Annotated in this window: 15 protein-coding genes; 4 read left to right on the top strand and 11 right to left on the bottom strand. The window is 68.9% G+C overall.

Going from position 1 to position 16,578, the window contains the following annotated elements:
• Nucleotides 1-27 precede the first annotated feature (27 nt).
• From EV653_RS13355 to EV653_RS13345, 3 genes are all read left to right on the top strand, one after another.
• Nucleotides 28-615 carry a TetR/AcrR family transcriptional regulator gene (locus tag EV653_RS13355; RefSeq protein ID WP_134102292.1) on the top strand — a complete coding sequence of 196 codons (588 nt, stop codon included), beginning with the start codon at nucleotides 28-30 and terminating at the stop codon, nucleotides 613-615.
• 360 nt (nucleotides 616-975) lie between these two features.
• A complete protein-coding gene (locus EV653_RS42055) occupies nucleotides 976-1,629 on the top strand; it encodes a CPBP family intramembrane glutamic endopeptidase (RefSeq protein WP_238159707.1) in 654 nt (217 codons plus the stop codon).
• A gap of 55 nt (nucleotides 1,630-1,684) precedes the next feature.
• A complete protein-coding gene (locus EV653_RS13345; RefSeq protein ID WP_134102285.1) occupies nucleotides 1,685-2,002 on the top strand; it encodes a hypothetical protein in 318 nt (105 codons plus the stop codon).
• Nucleotides 2,003-2,749: 747 nt separating this feature from the next.
• On the opposite strand, the gene EV653_RS13340 is transcribed toward EV653_RS13345, so the two are convergent.
• From EV653_RS13340 to EV653_RS13315, 6 genes are all read right to left on the bottom strand, one after another.
• Nucleotides 2,750-3,481 (bottom strand): amidohydrolase family protein, encoded by a 732-nt coding sequence (locus EV653_RS13340; protein WP_134102282.1) that lies wholly within the window; start codon nucleotides 3,479-3,481, stop codon nucleotides 2,750-2,752.
• Entirely contained in the window at nucleotides 3,475-4,203 is a 729-nt protein-coding gene (locus EV653_RS13335; protein WP_134102279.1) for a hypothetical protein, read from the bottom strand. The genes EV653_RS13340 and EV653_RS13335 overlap by 7 nt, the downstream gene beginning before the upstream one ends.
• On the bottom strand, nucleotides 4,200-5,432 hold the full coding sequence (locus EV653_RS13330) for a DegT/DnrJ/EryC1/StrS family aminotransferase (RefSeq protein WP_134102276.1): 1,233 nt from the start codon (nucleotides 5,430-5,432) through the stop codon (nucleotides 4,200-4,202). Before EV653_RS13330 ends, EV653_RS13335 begins: the two co-directional genes overlap by 4 nt.
• A gap of 13 nt (nucleotides 5,433-5,445) precedes the next feature.
• Nucleotides 5,446-7,383, bottom strand: a complete 1,938-nt coding sequence (locus EV653_RS13325) for a hypothetical protein (RefSeq protein WP_134102273.1) — start codon at nucleotides 7,381-7,383, stop codon at nucleotides 5,446-5,448.
• Entirely contained in the window at nucleotides 7,380-9,209 is a 1,830-nt protein-coding gene (locus EV653_RS13320; RefSeq protein WP_134102271.1) for an outer membrane protein assembly factor BamB family protein, read from the bottom strand. Before EV653_RS13320 ends, EV653_RS13325 begins: the two co-directional genes overlap by 4 nt.
• A gap of 184 nt (nucleotides 9,210-9,393) precedes the next feature.
• Entirely contained in the window at nucleotides 9,394-10,608 is a 1,215-nt protein-coding gene (locus tag EV653_RS13315; protein WP_134102268.1) for a helix-turn-helix domain-containing protein, read from the bottom strand.
• A gap of 87 nt (nucleotides 10,609-10,695) precedes the next feature.
• On the opposite strand from EV653_RS13315, the gene EV653_RS13310 reads away from it, so the two are divergent.
• Complete coding sequence (locus tag EV653_RS13310) at nucleotides 10,696-11,310, top strand: maleylpyruvate isomerase family mycothiol-dependent enzyme (protein WP_134102265.1); 615 nt, start codon at nucleotides 10,696-10,698, stop codon at nucleotides 11,308-11,310.
• Here the strand turns inward: EV653_RS13310 and EV653_RS13305 are convergent.
• The 5 genes from EV653_RS13305 to EV653_RS13285 are packed head-to-tail and all read right to left on the bottom strand — an operon-like array spanning nucleotide 11,250 to nucleotide 16,502.
• Entirely contained in the window at nucleotides 11,250-11,942 is a 693-nt protein-coding gene (locus tag EV653_RS13305) for a DinB family protein (RefSeq protein WP_134102262.1), read from the bottom strand. The two genes, EV653_RS13310 and EV653_RS13305, sit on opposite strands and share 61 nt — an antisense overlap.
• Nucleotides 11,943-11,949: 7 nt before the next feature.
• Nucleotides 11,950-12,510, bottom strand: coding sequence for a dihydrofolate reductase family protein (locus tag EV653_RS13300; RefSeq protein ID WP_134102258.1), 561 nt, complete (start codon nucleotides 12,508-12,510; stop codon nucleotides 11,950-11,952).
• The gene (locus EV653_RS13295; protein ID WP_134102255.1) at nucleotides 12,507-13,733 is read right to left on the bottom strand and encodes an FAD-binding oxidoreductase; all 1,227 of its coding nucleotides are present in this window, start codon (nucleotides 13,731-13,733) and stop codon (nucleotides 12,507-12,509) included. The genes EV653_RS13300 and EV653_RS13295 overlap by 4 nt, the downstream gene beginning before the upstream one ends.
• A complete protein-coding gene (locus EV653_RS13290; RefSeq protein WP_134102252.1) occupies nucleotides 13,714-14,559 on the bottom strand; it encodes a helix-turn-helix domain-containing protein in 846 nt (281 codons plus the stop codon). Before EV653_RS13290 ends, EV653_RS13295 begins: the two co-directional genes overlap by 20 nt.
• Nucleotides 14,560-14,561: 2 nt before the next feature.
• On the bottom strand, nucleotides 14,562-16,502 hold the full coding sequence (locus EV653_RS13285) for a potassium transporter Kup (protein ID WP_238159706.1): 1,941 nt from the start codon (nucleotides 16,500-16,502) through the stop codon (nucleotides 14,562-14,564).
• Between the last annotated feature and the right edge of the window lie 76 nt (nucleotides 16,503-16,578).

Below are 16,578 nucleotides of genomic sequence, written 5' to 3'. Positions count from 1 at the left end.
AAAACCGAGTGATGCTAGGTTTTGGCTATGGCAACTTCCAGAGGTCCGTATGCGAAGGGTGTCGCGAAGCGCGAGGAGATCCTGCGGGCCGCCCTCGAAGTGATCGCGCGGCACGGCTACCGGAAGACGTCGACGCGTGAACTGGCCGCCGCAGTCGGGCTCAGCGAGGCGGGGTTGCTGCACTACTTCGGCTCGAAGGAGAAGCTGTTCGAGGCCGTACTGCGAGCCCGCGACGAGGCGGACCGCTCCCGCTTCGCCGACGTCGCAGACTCCATCGACCTCCTGGCTGCGGCGGTTCGCCACAACGGCTCCGTCCCGGGCCTGGTCGAGCTCTACTCGACCTTCTCCGCCGAGGCGGGCGACCCCGACCACAATTCCCACGGCTACTTCGTCGATCGCTACGCCGGCATCCGCGCCTCCCTCGCCGACGCGGTCCGCGCCCGTCAGACAGCCGGCACGTTCACCCCGTCAGCCGACCCGGAAACCATCGCCACGCTGCTCATCGCGCTGTCCGACGGCCTACAAGTCCAGTCGCAGTACGACCTGGACGCCGACCCGGGCGATCTCTTCACCCACCTCCTGAACCTCCTCTCTGGCCTGCCGCGAGATAGTTGAACCATGACGAGCCCCGCCGAAGACCCCACCACCCCGGTCGGCGCGGAAGCACCTTCGGTGCCTGCCTCGGCGGGTGGGGAGCGGACGCCTGCGGCGCCCGCGTCGGCGGGTGGGGAGCGGACGGCTGCGGCGCCCGCGTCGGCGGGTGGGGAGCGGACGCCTGCGGGTGGGGAGGAGGCACCTTCGGCGACCGTAGTTGGACCGAGCGCGCCCGCCACCACCGGGAAAACGGACGAGGCATCCCCACCTTCAGCACCCGTCGGCGTTAGCCGGCGGGTGCTTACCAAGGAGATTTGGCTTGTGCTCGCCTTGTCCTTGGGGGCCTCGGGTGTGGCGGCGGTCATTTCGTTCGCTGGTGTCTTGACCTCCTCGAAGCCGATCAGTGGGCAGACGGCGGTGATCGTTGGGTCGCGGGCGCCAGGGCGGCCTTGGCTCGATCTGAGTTGGCAGGTGTTCGCGATCGTGACCGCGCTGGTTCCGGTGGCGCTGGTCGGGCATTTTCTGGCCCGGAGCGGCGAGACGATGCGGACGATCGGCTTCGACCTGCGCGACCGGTTCCGGGATCTCTGGCGTGGTACGGCGATCGCCGCGGTCATCGGCGGTGCCGGCCTGCTGTTCTACATCGGTGCACACGCGACCGGCGCCAACCTGACCGTCGACCCGTCGCAGCTGCCCGACTACTGGTGGCGGATCCCGATCCTGATCCTGGTGTCCGCGCAGAACGCCGTACTCGAGGAAGTCATCGTGCTCGGCTACCTCAACCACCGGCTCGACCAACTCGGCTGGTCCGTGCGCCGGGCGACCGTGACGAGTTCGCTTGTCCGCGGTTCGTACCACCTCTACCAGGGCCTCGGCGGCTTCGCCGGCAACGTGATCATGGGCGTGATCTTCACCTATCTGTACCGCCGCTGGGGCCGCGTCATGCCGCTGGTGGTCGCTCACACCCTGATCGACACCGGCGCGCTGATCGGTGCGACGTACCTGCTCGGAAAGGTTTCCTGGCTCCCGAGCTAGTCGGCTGGAAAGACTGACACGTAACCGATCATGGTTCTGACGGGTTGAGGTTGTCGTGACAGTCAACGGGGAAATCACCAGTCCGCCCGAAATCGATGCCGGTCTGGCCGCCGCGGCACTCGCCGTGTTCGCGCACCGGCACGAGGTCGTCCACCTGCTGTACGCCGCCACCGACGAGCCGGACGCGCTCGCCCGGATCGGCGACCTGCTCCGGGTCGACGAGGCAACGATCGCGCGCGTCCTGGACCAGCCGCTGCGCTGGATGCTGCCGCAGTTCCGCACCGAGCTCGAGACGATCGCGTCCACACCCGATCCCGTGATCACCGCGCCCGCGGTGATCCCGGCGGACCTCGAGCCGGCGCCGACCAACTGAACGCTGCACATTCCTGCAAACGGCCACCCGCGAGCGCTCCCGCGCCTGGCTGCTCGCCTGGAACCAGAACCACGACGCGATCGCCTTCTACCGCCACCTCGGCTGGCAGGAGCCCGAGGTCCGCGGCCCCGAGCACGACATCCTCGTCTTCGTCACCCCGCACTGACCCCACGCGCCCGACCCGACCCGCCCCCGCCCGACCCGCCCGCCCCCGGCCGACCCACCCGACCCACCGGCCCCCGCCTCGCTCCGTCCGACCACCCGCCGCCGTCCGACCACCCGCCCCCGGCCGACCCACCCGACCCACCGGCCCCCGCCTCGCTCCGTCCGACCACCCGCCGCCGTCCGACCACCCGCCGCCGCCCGACCCGCCGGTCCCCGCCTCGGTCCCTCCGCCATCTGAGGGGTCAACCCCTGAGCTGGTGGGTTAGGCAGTCAGAATCCGAGGGGTCAACCCGCCATCTGAGGGGTTGACCCCTCAGATGGCGGAGGGACCGGGGTCAGAGGGCGAAGAGGTCGGCGGCGTTGCGGTGGGGTTGGCGCCTCACGGGTGGACCGGGGTCAGAGGGCGAAGAGGTCGGTGGCGTTGCGGTGGGGTTGACGCCTCAGATGGTGGACGGGGGTCGGAGGGCGAAGAGGTCGGTGGCGTTGCGGTGGGGTTGGCGCCTCAGATGGTGGACGGGGGTCGGAGGGCGAAGAGGTCGGTGGCGTTGCGGTGGGGTTGGCGCCTCAGATGGTGGACGGGGGTCAGAGGGCGAAGAGGTCGGTGGCGTTGCGGTGGGTGATCGCCTCGTGTTCGGCGGGGGTGAGATCGGCGGCTTCTAGAGCGCCCAATGCGACCGACGGGTCGATCAACGTCGCGTCGGTCCCGAACATCAGGCGGCTCGGGCCGATCCGGTCGAGGATCCAGCGGATCCGGTTCGCCTCCGGAGCGGACCAGCACGGCTCGAACCAGATCCGGTCGGACCGGTCGGCCGCCTCGGGCACCCGCGGCCAGCCGTTCGCGCCCATGTGACCGGCGAGCACCCGCGCCTCGGGCACCCGGGCCGCGACATCGGCCAGATCGACGACCGTGTCGCCCCATGTGTGTACGAGGGTGGGCAGGCCGTACTCCGTGGTGAGCTCGATCGCGGCCTGCATCGCGGGCGAGCTGATCGGCGTACGGCTGTATTCGCTGTGGATTTTCGCGCCGACCCACCGCGACCGCCCGTCACCGGCGAGCAGGACGTCGAGGTCGGTCCGGGCCTCGTCGAGGCGGCGCGGGTCGACGACGATCATGCCGCGCAGCCGCTCGTCGACCGGGAGCTGTTCGGCGAGCGAGCGGTTGCCGAGCGGGGCGTCGTACACGATGCCCTCGATCGACGAGACCAGCTGGAGGTCGATGCCGAAGCGATCGATCAGGTCGAGGTTGACGTCGATGCTCGCGGTGTCCATCGAGAAGAACCACGGACCCCAATGGGCGTGTACGTCGATCAGCATGCGGGCTCCAGGAGGGTCGTGAGGCTGCGGCTGCCGGCTTGCGCGATCTCGTCCGGGCTGAGCTTGGACGTCAGCAGCCGGCGGACTACCGAGCGGGTCTCGTGGAACGGCGTCCGGCAACCGAGCACGAGCCGTTCCGCGCCGACCTCCGCGGCCACGATCTCGAGCGAGTCCGGGCCGGTGAGCATCCGGGTCGAGGTGTGGAAGCCGGGCTCGGAGCGGGCCAGGATCACGAAGTCGCCGAGGTAGTAGAAGTGCGTGTCGAGGAAGACCACTCGCGCCCCGAGCCCGCGCAGCGCCGGTCCGACCTTGCGTACGTCGCCCTCGGTGAAGATCGTGACGCCGGCGTTGACCAGCAGCTGCACGACATGGCCGAACGACGGGAAGCTCGGCTCCACACTCTGCGCGGTCGGCGCCAACCGCACCGCTCGCGGTGGAGCATCACCCGACAGCAGTCGCTCCAGCTCCTTCTCGGCGCCCAACGGATCGCGCAGGTCCAGCACCGGGCACAATGTCCACCCGTTGCCTTCAGCAACCTTACGTGCCTCGTCGTTCCCCGACGGTACGTCGAAGTGCACCGCCCGCAGCGCGGATACGACCCCGCCGGAGATCCCGCTCGCCTCGAGCACCTCCCGCACCTTCTGGGGCGGTCCCCAGCGCCCGGTCGTCACCTCGTGCCCGACAAGGATGTCGCAGTCGAGCAGCAGGGGAGTGTCGGTCATGAGGCCTCCCGGGCCAAAGCTTTGTGCACCTTGCGGATCGCCGCGACGATGTCGTCGACGTCGGATTGGGTGTAGTTCTCGTTCCAGGGCAGGACGAGGAGGCGGTTGTTGATCAGTTCCTCCGAGTTCGGGCACAGGCCGACCGGGTACGAAACGTCCTGCAGCGGGAACCCGGAATCGCCGTACGTGATCCGCTCGCGGACGGCGGGCGCGGCGTACAGCGGGCTGGTCAGATACCCGCCGTTCGCCGGGATGCCCTCGGCCGTCAGAGCGGCGGCCCATTCACGCATGTCGCCGGCCGATTCGGAGATGATCAGTGGGTACTGCCAGTACACGTGGTCGTGTCCGTCGGGTGGCGGCGTGAGGCCGGCCAGGTCCTCGATGGCGGCGGTCGCCCGGAGAGCCGCCGTACGACGGTCTTCGATGACGCCGCGGAGTCGATTCAGCTGGGCGCGTGTGACCGAGGCGACGAGCTCGGTCATGCGGTAGTTCAGCGCGAGGAACAGGTACGTCCGTTCGTCGGTGTCGCGCGGCCAGCCCTTGTCCGCGAACAGCCGCATCCGCCGTGCTTTCTGCGCGTCGTCGGTGACCGTGAGCCCACCGTCGCCGGCGCTGATGTGCTTGGTCTGCTGCAAGCTGAAGCAGCCGATATGCCCGATCCGGCCGACGAACGAGTCGCCGACCGGCGCGAGGTACGCCTGCGCGCAGTCCTCGATCAGCAGGATCCCGTGCTGGTCGCACAATTCGCGCAGCTCGCGCACCCGAGCGGGTTTGCCGAACAGGTGGACGACGATCACGGCCTTGGTCCGCGGCGTGATCGCGGCCGCGACCGTCTCGGGCGTCAGGTTCCCGGTGATCGGGTCGACGTCCGCGAACACCGGTACGGCGTTCTGCATCATGATCGGGAAGACGGTGCCCATGTCACTCATCGGCGTGGTGATGATCTCGTCACCCGGCGCGGGGTTCACCGCGGCGACGGCCAGGTGCAGGGCCGCCGTACCCGAGCTGCAGGCGACGGCGTACCCGGCGCCGAGAAGCGAGGCGAACTCCAGCTCGAGCGCGGGCACCTCGGTGCCCCAGGTGGCCGACAGCATGCCGCTGCGGAGCACCCGCTCGACCGCTTTGACCTCGTCGTCACCGAACCGCCGGCCGCTGGCGTTCATCACCGACGGCAGCGGCTCCGCCCGCACCGGCGTACCGCCGTCCCTTGCAAGCTGACTGTTCTCCATCGGAATCCTTTGCTTAGGGCAACGGTAGTTGGACGAGGTCGCGGTCCGCGAGGCCCCAGACGCTGTGCCGGGTGCCGCGGACCGGGGTCAGTTGCGGGACGGTGTACCAGCCGTCGCCCAGGTTGTTCACCAGCAGCTTCGCGGGGCCGGGGCCGAGCTGGCACAGGTTCCCGCCGAAGTTTGTCTCACAGTAGACGCCGGTCCGGTCAGTGTGGAGCTGGCCGTAGCCGGACAGCTTGTTCTCACCGCGTACGACGGTCTTCGTTCGCAGGTCGTACCGGAACCAGCCGCCGCTCGTACGCTTCAGTACGCCGTACAGGATCCCGTCGTGGACCGCGACGCTCTGGATGGATCGTTCGCCGGCGAGTGGTTCGACGGTCCAGAGCAGCTCGCGCCGGCAGAGGTCGAAGGCGGCGATCGCGGCCGAGGTGCGGGTCGGCGTGATGCCACCACCGCCCACGACGTCCCCGCCCAGGTATGCGATGCCGTCGACGATCGAGACCGTCATGACGCTCTGGTCGGGCAGGATCCCGTAGTGCACGTCCAGCTCGCCGGTGCGCACGTCCAGTAGCGTGAGGGCGCCAGTGAGCTTCCCCGTGCCGGGCGCCGAGGCGATCGCGAGGAGCTTCGACTTCTCGTCGTACGCCGCCTGCCAGGGACGGATCTGCTGGTGATCGATCGTTCCGAAGCTGTGGACCTCTTTGGTGCGTGGGTTGACGCGGACGACCTCGGTGCTCGGGTACAACGCGGAGTACAGCTCGCCGCGCACCCAGGTGAGCGTCTTCGCCTCGCCCGCGACGCGGAGGCGACGGGTCGTGTCACCGGCATGCTCGGTGATCACCCAGTGACCGCCGACGTACAAGTGCGGGTCGCCGAGCACGATCGACTGCGGCTTGTCCGGCGCCGGCGTGAACCCGGCGTCGATCAGGTCGAGCAGTTCGAACGCACCGGTGGTGACGTCAAGCCACCAGAGCACGCCGGACCCGGTCGCGCCGAGTAGCGTGGTCGCATCGAGGAACTCGAGCTTGCGGTGCTCGTCCTGCGGCGCCGGTGTCGCCACCGCGACAAGCCCCTCCGGCGCCCACTTCCACACTGCGCCCGAGGTCCGAGTCGTCAGGTATGCCGTGCCGTCAGCAGCAACGGTGATCGCGTCGACGCCGGTCTCGCCTTGGGGGAGCGGCGTACTGCGGACGTCGGTGCCGTCGAGCGCCATGCTGAGCACCGCCTGGCTGCTGCCGACGAAGATCCGGTCGTCCGTCGCCGCGAACGGGCCGAAGTTCTGCCCGCGGGACATCTCGGGCGTGAGATCCCGGAAGACTTTCGTACTGCGGTCGTACCCGACCAGCTGCGACGGCGTGTAGATCCCGGCGTACACATGGTTGCCCGCGGCACCGACATACCGTCCGTACTGCGCGCCGGCGACCGGTGCGCCGAGCTGGGTCGGGGTGTTCGTCGTGGGGTCGATCTGCCAGACGGCGCCGTTCGGATAGCTGACCGCGAATACCTGGCCGTCAGGTGCCGTTGTCATGTCCCAGACGAAGCCGCCGGCGCCGGCCAGCGTCCCGACCTTGGTCATGGAGCCGTCGGCGGGATCGAAGCAGTAGACGTCGGCGACCGGGTAGAGCCCGGCGTAGACCTTGCCTCCGGCAACAGTGATGCCCCAGCCGCCCTCGCCGGTCGGCAGCTCGACGGTCCTCGTCACCAGGCGGGTGGTCAGGTCGATCTCGGTCAGCCGGGGCGGGACGATGCCGCGGCTGATGACGTAGGCGTGGCCGTCGTGCACCGCCATCGCGACGACGGCAGCCGTCACGACCGCGGGACCGGCGCTGGGCAGCGTGGATCCGTCGATGGGACTGTCCTCGGCGTGAGCGGTGGTGGGCCGGGCGCCGAGGGTGCCGGCAGCTGTGCCGGCCAGAGCACCGGCGAGCGCCGTACGACGGGAGATGATCATCGGAGTCCTCCGATCCGGACCAGGTCACGGCCCTTGATCGTGTAGAGCGCGTCGCCGTCGTGGGACGTGGTGATCAAGGGGTAGCTGTAGATCTGGGCGCCGAGGTTGTCGACCACGGTGGTGATCTGCAGGGCCGGCGTGATCTTGAAGACGCGCTGGTTGTCAGTGCCGTACAGGCCGGAGCGGGCGATCGTCAGCCGGCTCTGACCGGTGCCGAGCGTAGCGCTGTCGACGAGCTTGCCGGTGCGCGGATCGAGCACGGCGAGTCGGCCGTCATCGGTCGTCGCGTACAGGCGGCCGCGGTAGACGACGAGATCGCTGAAGCTCTGCGCCTTCGACAACGGAGCGTTTTCCCATAGGGTTTTGTTGCGGCGCAGGTCGTAGGCGACGACGGTTGCCTCGGGCAAGATCGGCTCGGTGCCGAGGCTGTTCCGGGTCGCGCCGCCGAGGTAGGCGATGCCGTCCGCTGTGGTCACCGATCGGACCGATTGCTGCGGTACGACGCCGCGGTGGACCTCACGTTGGCCGTTGCTCAGGTGCTGCTCGACCAGTGTGCCGTCGTACTTGCCGTAGTCGGGCTCGGTGGAGATGAGCCAGGTGCGGGACCGGGCGTCGTACGCCGAGTCGGTCGGGCGGGTCTGCTCGTTGCCGACCTGGCCGAGTTCGTGCAGGTCGGAGCCGTCGGGCCTCATCTGCCACAGGCGGGCCAGCGTGTAGACGCCGAGGTAGATGTCTCGGCCGACCGGGGTCAGCGTCTTCGCCTCGCCGGGGAGGAACGTGCGTGTGCTGGCACCGGTGGCGAGGTCGTGGACCTGGATGCCGGCCTTGCCGCTCACCAGCACGGAGGTCGAGGTCGCGGCGATCGCCATCGCCTGCTCGGGCGCGGGCGGGAGGCCCGCCTGGCCGAGGTCGGTGCCGGTGAACTCCCCGGTCGCCTCGTCGAAGTCGACGACCTGGCTGGTCAGCTCGGCACGGATGGCCGAGCCGTCGACGAAGATCCGGTTGAAGTACGCGCCGTCGTACGGCGAACCGATTGTGGTCAGCGTGTTGTCGCGGTAGCGGTAGAGCGTGCCGGACGGTCTGGTGCCGAGGTAGATGTCGGCGCCGTCGATCGTGATCGCGGTGATGTACTGGTCGCCGCCGGGCGTCTGGACCTCGACTGGATTGCTCAGATCGGCGGTGTTGAAGACGAGCATGGTCCCGGTGGGGGACAGGCTTGCGGCGAGCTTCGTGCCGTCCAATGCGAGGGTGGCGACGAAGGTGCGGTCGGCGTACTTGGCGGGGAGTACGTCGCGGCGCTCGCCGGTCGCGCGATCGATCGCGATGAGGTGTGCCTTGGTGCCGACGCCCGCGTAGATCGTGGTCGCGTCGGCGGCGATGCTGCGGACGTACTGCTCGCCCGCGACGGCGGCGCCGTACGACTTGGTGGCGCCGGTGGCCGGGTCGTACTCGTGGACGGCGCCGTCCGGGTAGGTGCCCGCGACGATCTTGCCGTCGGGTGTCGCGGCGATCGACCAGATGAACGAGCCGAACTGCGTGACCTTGGTCGCGGCACCGGTCGTGGTGTCGACCCGGTAGACGTCGCCAGGGGTGTACAGGCCGATGTACAGATCGGTGCCGAGGTGGGTCATCGCCCATGCGCCGGCGCCGGTAGGCAGCGAGAACTTGCGGTCGACGGTCTTGCTGACCGGGTCGAACGCGCCGACCTGGACGGGCGAGACGCCGGAGGTGATGGTCCAGATCCGGTCGCCGACCTGCTCGGCGACGCTCGTGGAGGTCACGGCCGACGCCGGACCGAGGTTCGTGACCGTTGGACTTTCGGTCACGTCCGGAATAGAGGCAGCGGCTGGAGTTGAAACGGACACCAGTCCTGCGCAGATGACGAGTGCAGTGATCAATCCCCGTGCGATTCGCTTGTCCACAAGGCCTCCCGGGACAGTGCGCACTGAATTACGGTCATGGCTGAAATTAGCCGGACGTGCGTCAGTGCGTCAACTACTCGGGAAATAATCAGAGATGAACGCGATAGACGACCAGCGGGCGGCCGCTGCCGGTGCCGAGCTGGGTGCCGGTGGCGTCGGCGAGGCCGGCGCGTTCGAGGCGGTTGAGGACGCGGCGCGCAGTACGCGGCTGGATGCCGAGGTAGTCGGCGACCGAGCGGGTCGTGAGACCGTCGTCGGGCGTGGCGTGGACGAGTTCCTGCAGCCGCTCGAGGGTCGCCTTCGAGAGTCCGGCGCGCTGTGCGAGCAGTTGCAGCTTCGACCGCTGCTGAGCGCGGGGTGCTGCCCCGCCAACCAGCACGAGATCGATGTCGTTGCGCAACGACACGACCGCCGCCGTACGGCCGGCAGTCTTCGCCCGGCCGAGAGCGCGGCGCGCCAATGCCTCGGTCTCGGTGCCGGATCCGCCGATGCCGAACCCGATCCGGACTGGTCCGAATTGTTCCTTCAACCGGGTGAGCATGCCCAGCTCGGTGAACGCGGCCGTCGCCTGCTCCAGCGGTCCGCGGGTGGCGATGACGAGCCACCGCTTGTCGTCGTACCGGATGACGCTGCCGCCGAGCGAGCCGGCCTCGCGGCGGAGGGCGCTCTCGGCGTCGGGGGAGATCTCGACCAGGCCGAGGGCGATCTGCGCATCGTCACTGCGCAAAGCGTCATGGACGAGCAACAGACTGTTCACCGCGCTGCGCACCGAGTGGACCGACGGTGCGAGCCGCAGCGTGGTCTGCTCGGTCCGGAGTTTCTCGTACGCCGAGCGCAGACAGGTGATCGCGACGGTCGCGCGGGCCTCGTGATGGAACTCGAGGATCTCCTCGAGGCTGAGCCCGGGACGGTACGGCAGCACACGTACGCCGCTCGTCGGCAGCCCGACCTCGTCGAACGTCTCGCGGACCTCCGCCTCGTCGAGCACGTCGATGCTGAGCGAAGTGACGTCGCGGCCCTCGCTGAGCAGCTGCACGAGGGCACGCATGAGCGTGGCGCCGGTGTACTCGACGTGCGCGGCCGGCCGGTCGAGCAGGCCCTGCGCGGCGGCCATCTGGTACGGGACGACGCCGGTGAACAACCACGCGTCGACACTGCCCGGCGCGTTGGCCATCACCTTCGGCGTATCGGTCTCCCGCCGGTACCGCAGCGGGATGATCTCGACCCCACGCAGCCCTTTCAGGATCCGGCTGGTGGAGGTGACCAGGTCCGACGGTCCCACCACCCCGATCGACGTCACCATGGCGGGGTCCCCTCCTTCATCCGGTCAGTCTCACCACAACACCCCACCGCTGCAAGAACCCGCGCCGTCGTCGGCTACGTTCCCCTCATGGCCCGGGTTGACGATTGGATCGACGAAGGTACGGCGAAGTGCCGCGAAGCACTGGTCGACCTGGACGCACCGTCCGCGCTACCAGGCTGGAAACGCCGCCACGTGGCAGCCCACCTCTCCCTCAACGCCGAGGCCCTCTGCAACCTCGTCCACTGGGCCCACACCGGCGAAGAACGCCCGATGTACCCATCCCCCGAAGCCCGCAACACCGCCATCCAAACCGCCGCCCTCCGCCCGGCCGATGAGCTGCGGAGCTGGTTCGACTCGTCGGCCGCGATACTCGACGAGGCCATGGCCACGCTGAGCTCCGAGCAGTGGAACGCCACGATCCGCACCGCCCAAGGTCATCCGGTCCCAGCCACCCAGATTCCCTGGATGCGCAGCCGCGAGGTCATGATCCACGCCGTCGACCTCAACACCGGCGTAACCTTCGCGGACCTCCCAGCCGACTTCCTCGAGGCTCTCTGCGAAGACATCCGCGCCAAGCGCGGCGACGTACCGGCAGTCACCGCGCCCCTCCCGAAACTCGCGGCGTACCTAGCGGGCCGGTCCTACTCGGAGGTGCTCACATCCGACGGTCGCCCGGCGGAGCCACTACCACCCTGGCTCTGAGCCTCCTGCCGCGCACGATGTTCCCGCCAGACTGACGGGTCGTAGTCGGGCCGGCTCTTCACGTAGGCCATCCAGGTCTCCCGGTCGATCTCGCCGGTGATCCGTGCCCGGTACATCCGCAGGTACTCCGGATCGTCCGGCGACATCGGGTCTCCGGGACGACTCCCGACCCGCCCGTCGATCAGCTCCCGCACGACATCCGCGTGCCCCGCGTGCCGAGTGGTGTCGAGCAGCACGGTCAACACCATCTCCCGCAGCGTGACGCTCGAACCGGAGTGATGTGTGCCGGACGTGTCGAGGTCAAGCTCCTCGATCGTCCGCGCTGCCGCCGCACACGCACGCCGGTAGACGGCGACGATCTCCTCCGTCGACTCGTCCGGCCTGGCCCACAGATCCAGACCGAAGAACAGCTCCTCGTCATCCTCGATCGGCAACGGCTCCCGCTCCCGCCCGAACGCCGAGACAAGGTAGCCGTAGGTGATGCCGGTCAGGTGCTTGACGATGCCGATCAGATTCGTGCCGGTGTCCGTCATCGGCCGCCGGAGCTCCGCGTCGCTCAGCCCTTCCACCTTCCAGAGCAGGGACTGCTGGACCTCGCCGAGGTGCTTGAGGAGCTGTGCCTTCTCGTCCATCCGCGGACTATTTCACGATGCGGTAGTGGAGGTGGGTTACGTCTTGGGCTGGGAGTTGGCGGATTTGTTCTAGTTCGGTGGGGGTGGTGGGGAGGTTGGCGAAGAGGGGGCGGCCTTGGCCTAGGAGGACGGGGACTACGTGGAGTTCCAGTTCGTCGAGTAGGCCGGCTTGGAGGAGGGACTGACCTGCGCCGGCGCCGTGGACGAGGACGTTGCGGTCGCCGGCGGCGGCCTTCGCCAGGGCGGCGCACTCGGCTACGTCGGTGACGAAGCGGGCGCTTCCCGGTGGTACGTCGTTCTCGTCGACGTGATGGGTGAGGACGAAGATGGGTACGCCGTCGTGGTGGTCGCCGTTCCAGCGGCCGGCGTGTTCGAAGGTGCGGCGGCCGGCGATGACGGCGCCGGTGGCCTGGGCCTCGCGGTACACCTGGCCGCTGGGTCCGTCGGAGTCGCGGTCGTCGAGCCAGTTGAACAGCCGGAACCCGCCGCGGCCCATCGGCTGTTCCACGCTGTCCTCCGGCCCGACGACGTACCCGTCGAGCGACATCGTCATGTAGAGCACGATCATCTGCTGCCTCCAAAGACGTGGTGTGGATCGTATGCCTGCTTGATGGCGAGCAGACGCTCGTGGTTGCCGCCGTGGTACGCCGTCGGATCGGTGAGGTCGGGATCGGGGAAGTTGGGGTAGAGCCGGCCGGAGGCGTGCGGGTGGGCGATGGACCAGGAGCGACGTACGGCGATCCGATCGGTGCTCGCGTGTTCGAGGAGGAAGCGTTCGCTGCGATGGGCGAAGGCGGTCGCGTCGGAGGCGACGCGGTTGTAGGCGCCTCCCATCGGGGTGAAGTTGAGCTCGCACCAGGCGGTCAGCAGTCGGGCGACGGTGTCGCGGGGGAGCGGCGAGCTGAAGAACTCGGACTTGCTGTGGACGACCCCGCCGTCCGGAACGTCCTCGTCGGAGAAGCTGCGCTTGAGGTCAGGCCAGCTGAGCCCGTCGCGGAGTTCGACGTGACCGCTCAGGGGACCGGGGTCGAAGGGCGCGAGGGTCGCGCCGAAGACACGCACTTCGTCGGCAGCCACGGCGAGGCTGGCCGTGATGGTGTCCGGCGCGTCGGGAGCCCAGGTTTGCCATAAGGCGATCACCTCGGCCGCCTGGGTTCGGGGCCAGGTGATGCTGAAGCGCGTGGCGGTCGGGGACGGTACGGCGGCGAACACGAGCGACGTGACCACGCCGTACTGACCGCCACCCGCCCCGCGCAGCGCCCAGAACAGATCCGGCTCCTCCGTATGTGAGCACTCCACGACCCGGCCATCCGCGAGCACGACCGTCGCCGCTGCGAGCCGATCGCAGGTCAGCCCGTACCGCCTCCCGAGCAGCCCGAGCCCGCCGCCCAACGTCAACCCGGCAATCCCGACTGTCGGCCCACACCCCGCCGGAATCGTGACCCCATGCTCATGCAGCCCGCGATACACGTCCGCCAGCCGAGCCCCCGCGCCAATGGTCGCGAGGGACGCCTCCGCGCCGGTTGCCGTCGGGGCGGGGGTTACGGCGATCGTGGACAGGCCCGACAGGTCGAGCAGCAGCCCGGTGGTGGAGGAGCGGCCCGCGAAGCAGTGGCCGCCGCCTCGCGGGGCCACAGCGAGTCCGTGCGAGCGCGCGTAGGCGAGCGCATCGACCACGTCCTCGGTCGAGCTGCACCGAGCGATCGCCGCCGGGCGGATGTGGTGGTACTGCGGCAGGGCGGGCCGGCGGAGGTCGTCGTACCGCGAGTCGTCAGGCCCGATCAGCTCCATGGGTTGACGCTAGAGCCGGCGCCCTCGTCCGCGCTTGAACGAAACGGTCGTACCACCCGGCGAGAAACGGCGCGTACGACGCCGAGTGGTCATGCCCGCAATCGCAGCGACCCGCCTTGTCGCCGAGCAACTCGCGCGGAGTCACCCCGGTCAACCGCACGCACTCCCTGGTCAGATGCGCATGATCGGCGTACCCCGTCTCGGCGGCCAGATCCGCCAGCCCGCCACCGAACCCGGCCTGCGCCAACGCGAGATACCCCTGGAACCGCAGCGTCCGCTGCAACGCCTTCGGACTCACCCCGACCGCACTCAGACACCGCCGCCGCAACTGACTCTCCGACAGCGCCAGATCGTCGGCCAGCGTCGCGATCCCGGTCCGGTCCCACGGCATCAGCCGCCGTACCATCTCCGCCACCACCGGATCCGGCTGCAACTGCCGGCGAGCCAGATACCGCTGTACTCCAAGCAACGCTTCCTGCGGCGACGACTCCGCCACGATCGACCCGATCGCCACCGCAGCAGGCCCCCACAGCTCAACCGCACAATCGACGAGCTCATCGGCCGGTACGCCGAGCAGTGCCGTCCCCGCGCCCGGCATGAACCGCACCCCGACGATCGTCGTCCGCGGCGGGATCACCTGCAGATGCGCCCGCGTCAGCGGCCCGATCAACCGTGGTACGCCGCCGACCGGACAGTGCAGCTCGACCCCACCCGTCGGCAGATCGCGCTGCGGATAGGGCTCCGATCCCGTGCGCTGGATCCAGACCGTACGAACCAGCCCCGACAGCAGGCGGAGCGGGTGCCTCTCCTCGTACGTCTGGTCCACGGCTAGACCTCGATATGGGATCCGATGATGACGGTACGGTCCCGCGGCAGGCCGAAGTACTCTGCGGCGTCGGCGGTGATGTGGGACGTGGCGAGGAACAGCTGCTTGCGCCAACCCGCCATCGTGGGGGACTTCCCGCGGCGGAGCTCGATCTTCGACAGGAAGTACGACGCGTTGTCGAGGTCGATCGGGCCCTCGGTCGCGGACGGGTCCAGCAGAGCGAGAGCGCTGGGCACGTCCGACGCCTCCATGTACCCGAACTTGATCGTCACGTGCGTGATCCCGTCGTCGCCGTATCCGAGGTCGTTGACCATCACCCGCTGGTCCTCGGGAACCCGCGGGATCTCCTCGGTCTGGATCGCCACGATCACCACGTGCTCGTGGCGCACCTGGTTGTGCTCGACGTTCGCCCGCAGCGCGAGCGGGGTGGTGACGCCGCCGCGGTTCAGGAAGATCGCCGTACCGGGGACCGTCCGCACGGGCATGTCGCCGGAGCCGAGCTGGTTGATGAACTCCTGCAGCGACCCCTCCGCCTTCTCCCGCTCGGCCGTGACGACCTGTCGGCCGCGTTGCCAGGTCGTCATGATCGTGAACGCGGTCAGCGCGATCAGCAGCGGCAGCCAGGCGCCGTGGACGATCTTGGTCAGGTTGGCCGCGACGAACAGCAGGTCGATGGACAGCAGCACGGCGGCGCCGATGCCGATCAGCCATTTCGGGATGTTCCAGCGGTAGTGCGCGACGTACAGGAACAGCGTCGTGGTGACGGTGATCGTGCCGGTGACGGCCATTCCGTACGCGTAGGCCAGCCCGGCCGAGCTGCGGAACGCGAACACCAGCGTCAGCACCGAGACCAGCAGCAGCCAGTTGATCCAGGGCACGTAGATCTGGCCGACCGTGGTCGCCGAGGTGTGGGCGATCCGTAGGCGCGGCAGGTAGCCGAGCTTCGCGGCCTGCGACGCGACCGAGTACGCGCCGGTGATCACTGCCTGCGACGCGATCACGGTCGCCGCGGTCGCGAGCACGACCAGCAGTGGCCGGGCCCAGTCCGGGACCAGCAGGAAGAACGGACCGCTGAGGTTGGCCTCGTCCTTCAGCACCAGTGCCCCCTGACCCAGGTAGCTGAGCACCAGGGCGGGCAGGACGAGGAAGAACCAGCCACGGGAGATCGGCTTCCGGCCGAAATGCCCCATGTCGGCGTAGATCGCCTCTGCGCCGGTGATGGAGAGCACGACCGCAGCCAGCGCGAAGAAAGCGATATGGAAATGCCCGGCGAGGAACCCGATCGCGTACGTCGGCGAGAGCGCCTTCAGGATGGCCGGGTGCTGGGCGATCCCGCCGATCCCGCACGCCCCGATCACCACGAACCAGACGATCATGACCGGTCCGAACACCCGGCCGACCGCCTCGGTGCCGCGCCGCTGGACGGCGAACAGCAGGATGATGATGACCGCGGTGATCGGTACGACGTACTCGCCGAGCGATGGCTCTACGAGTTTCAGGCCCTCGACCGCGGAGAGCACCGAGATGGCCGGCGTGATCATACTGTCGCCGAAGAACAGCGACGCCCCGAACAGGCCGAGCCCGGCCAGCGCGATCGCGCCCTTGCGTTCCGGGTGCTGGCGACCCCACCCGCGCAGCACCGTGATCAGTGCCATCAGGCCGCCCTCGCCGTCGTTGTCGGCGCGCAGCGCGAGCAGGATGTAGGTGATCGTGACGACGATCATCACCGACCAGAAGATCAGCGAGACGACGCCGAAGACGTTGTCGGCGCTGACCGGCACCGGGTGCGGGTCCTCGGGGTTGAACACGGTCTGGATCGTGTAGATCGGGCTGGTGCCGATATCGCCGAACACCACACCGAGTGCCCCGACGACTACCGCGAGTTTGACGGTGTCGTGGACGTTCGGCGTATGGCTCGTGGCGCCGTCCTGCTGAATTGTCACGGCCCGGACGATACCCGCCCCGAGTGCTTCCGAGGTGCATGTCGAGCCCGCGGCCGCGACTCCGACGTACCTGGTG

The sequence above is a fragment of the Kribbella pratensis genome (assembly GCF_004365355.1).
GTDB lineage: Bacteria > Actinomycetota > Actinomycetes > Propionibacteriales > Kribbellaceae > Kribbella.
The sequence above is the reverse complement of the archived record's forward strand: the minus strand, read 5'-3'. Positions and strand labels throughout refer to the sequence as shown.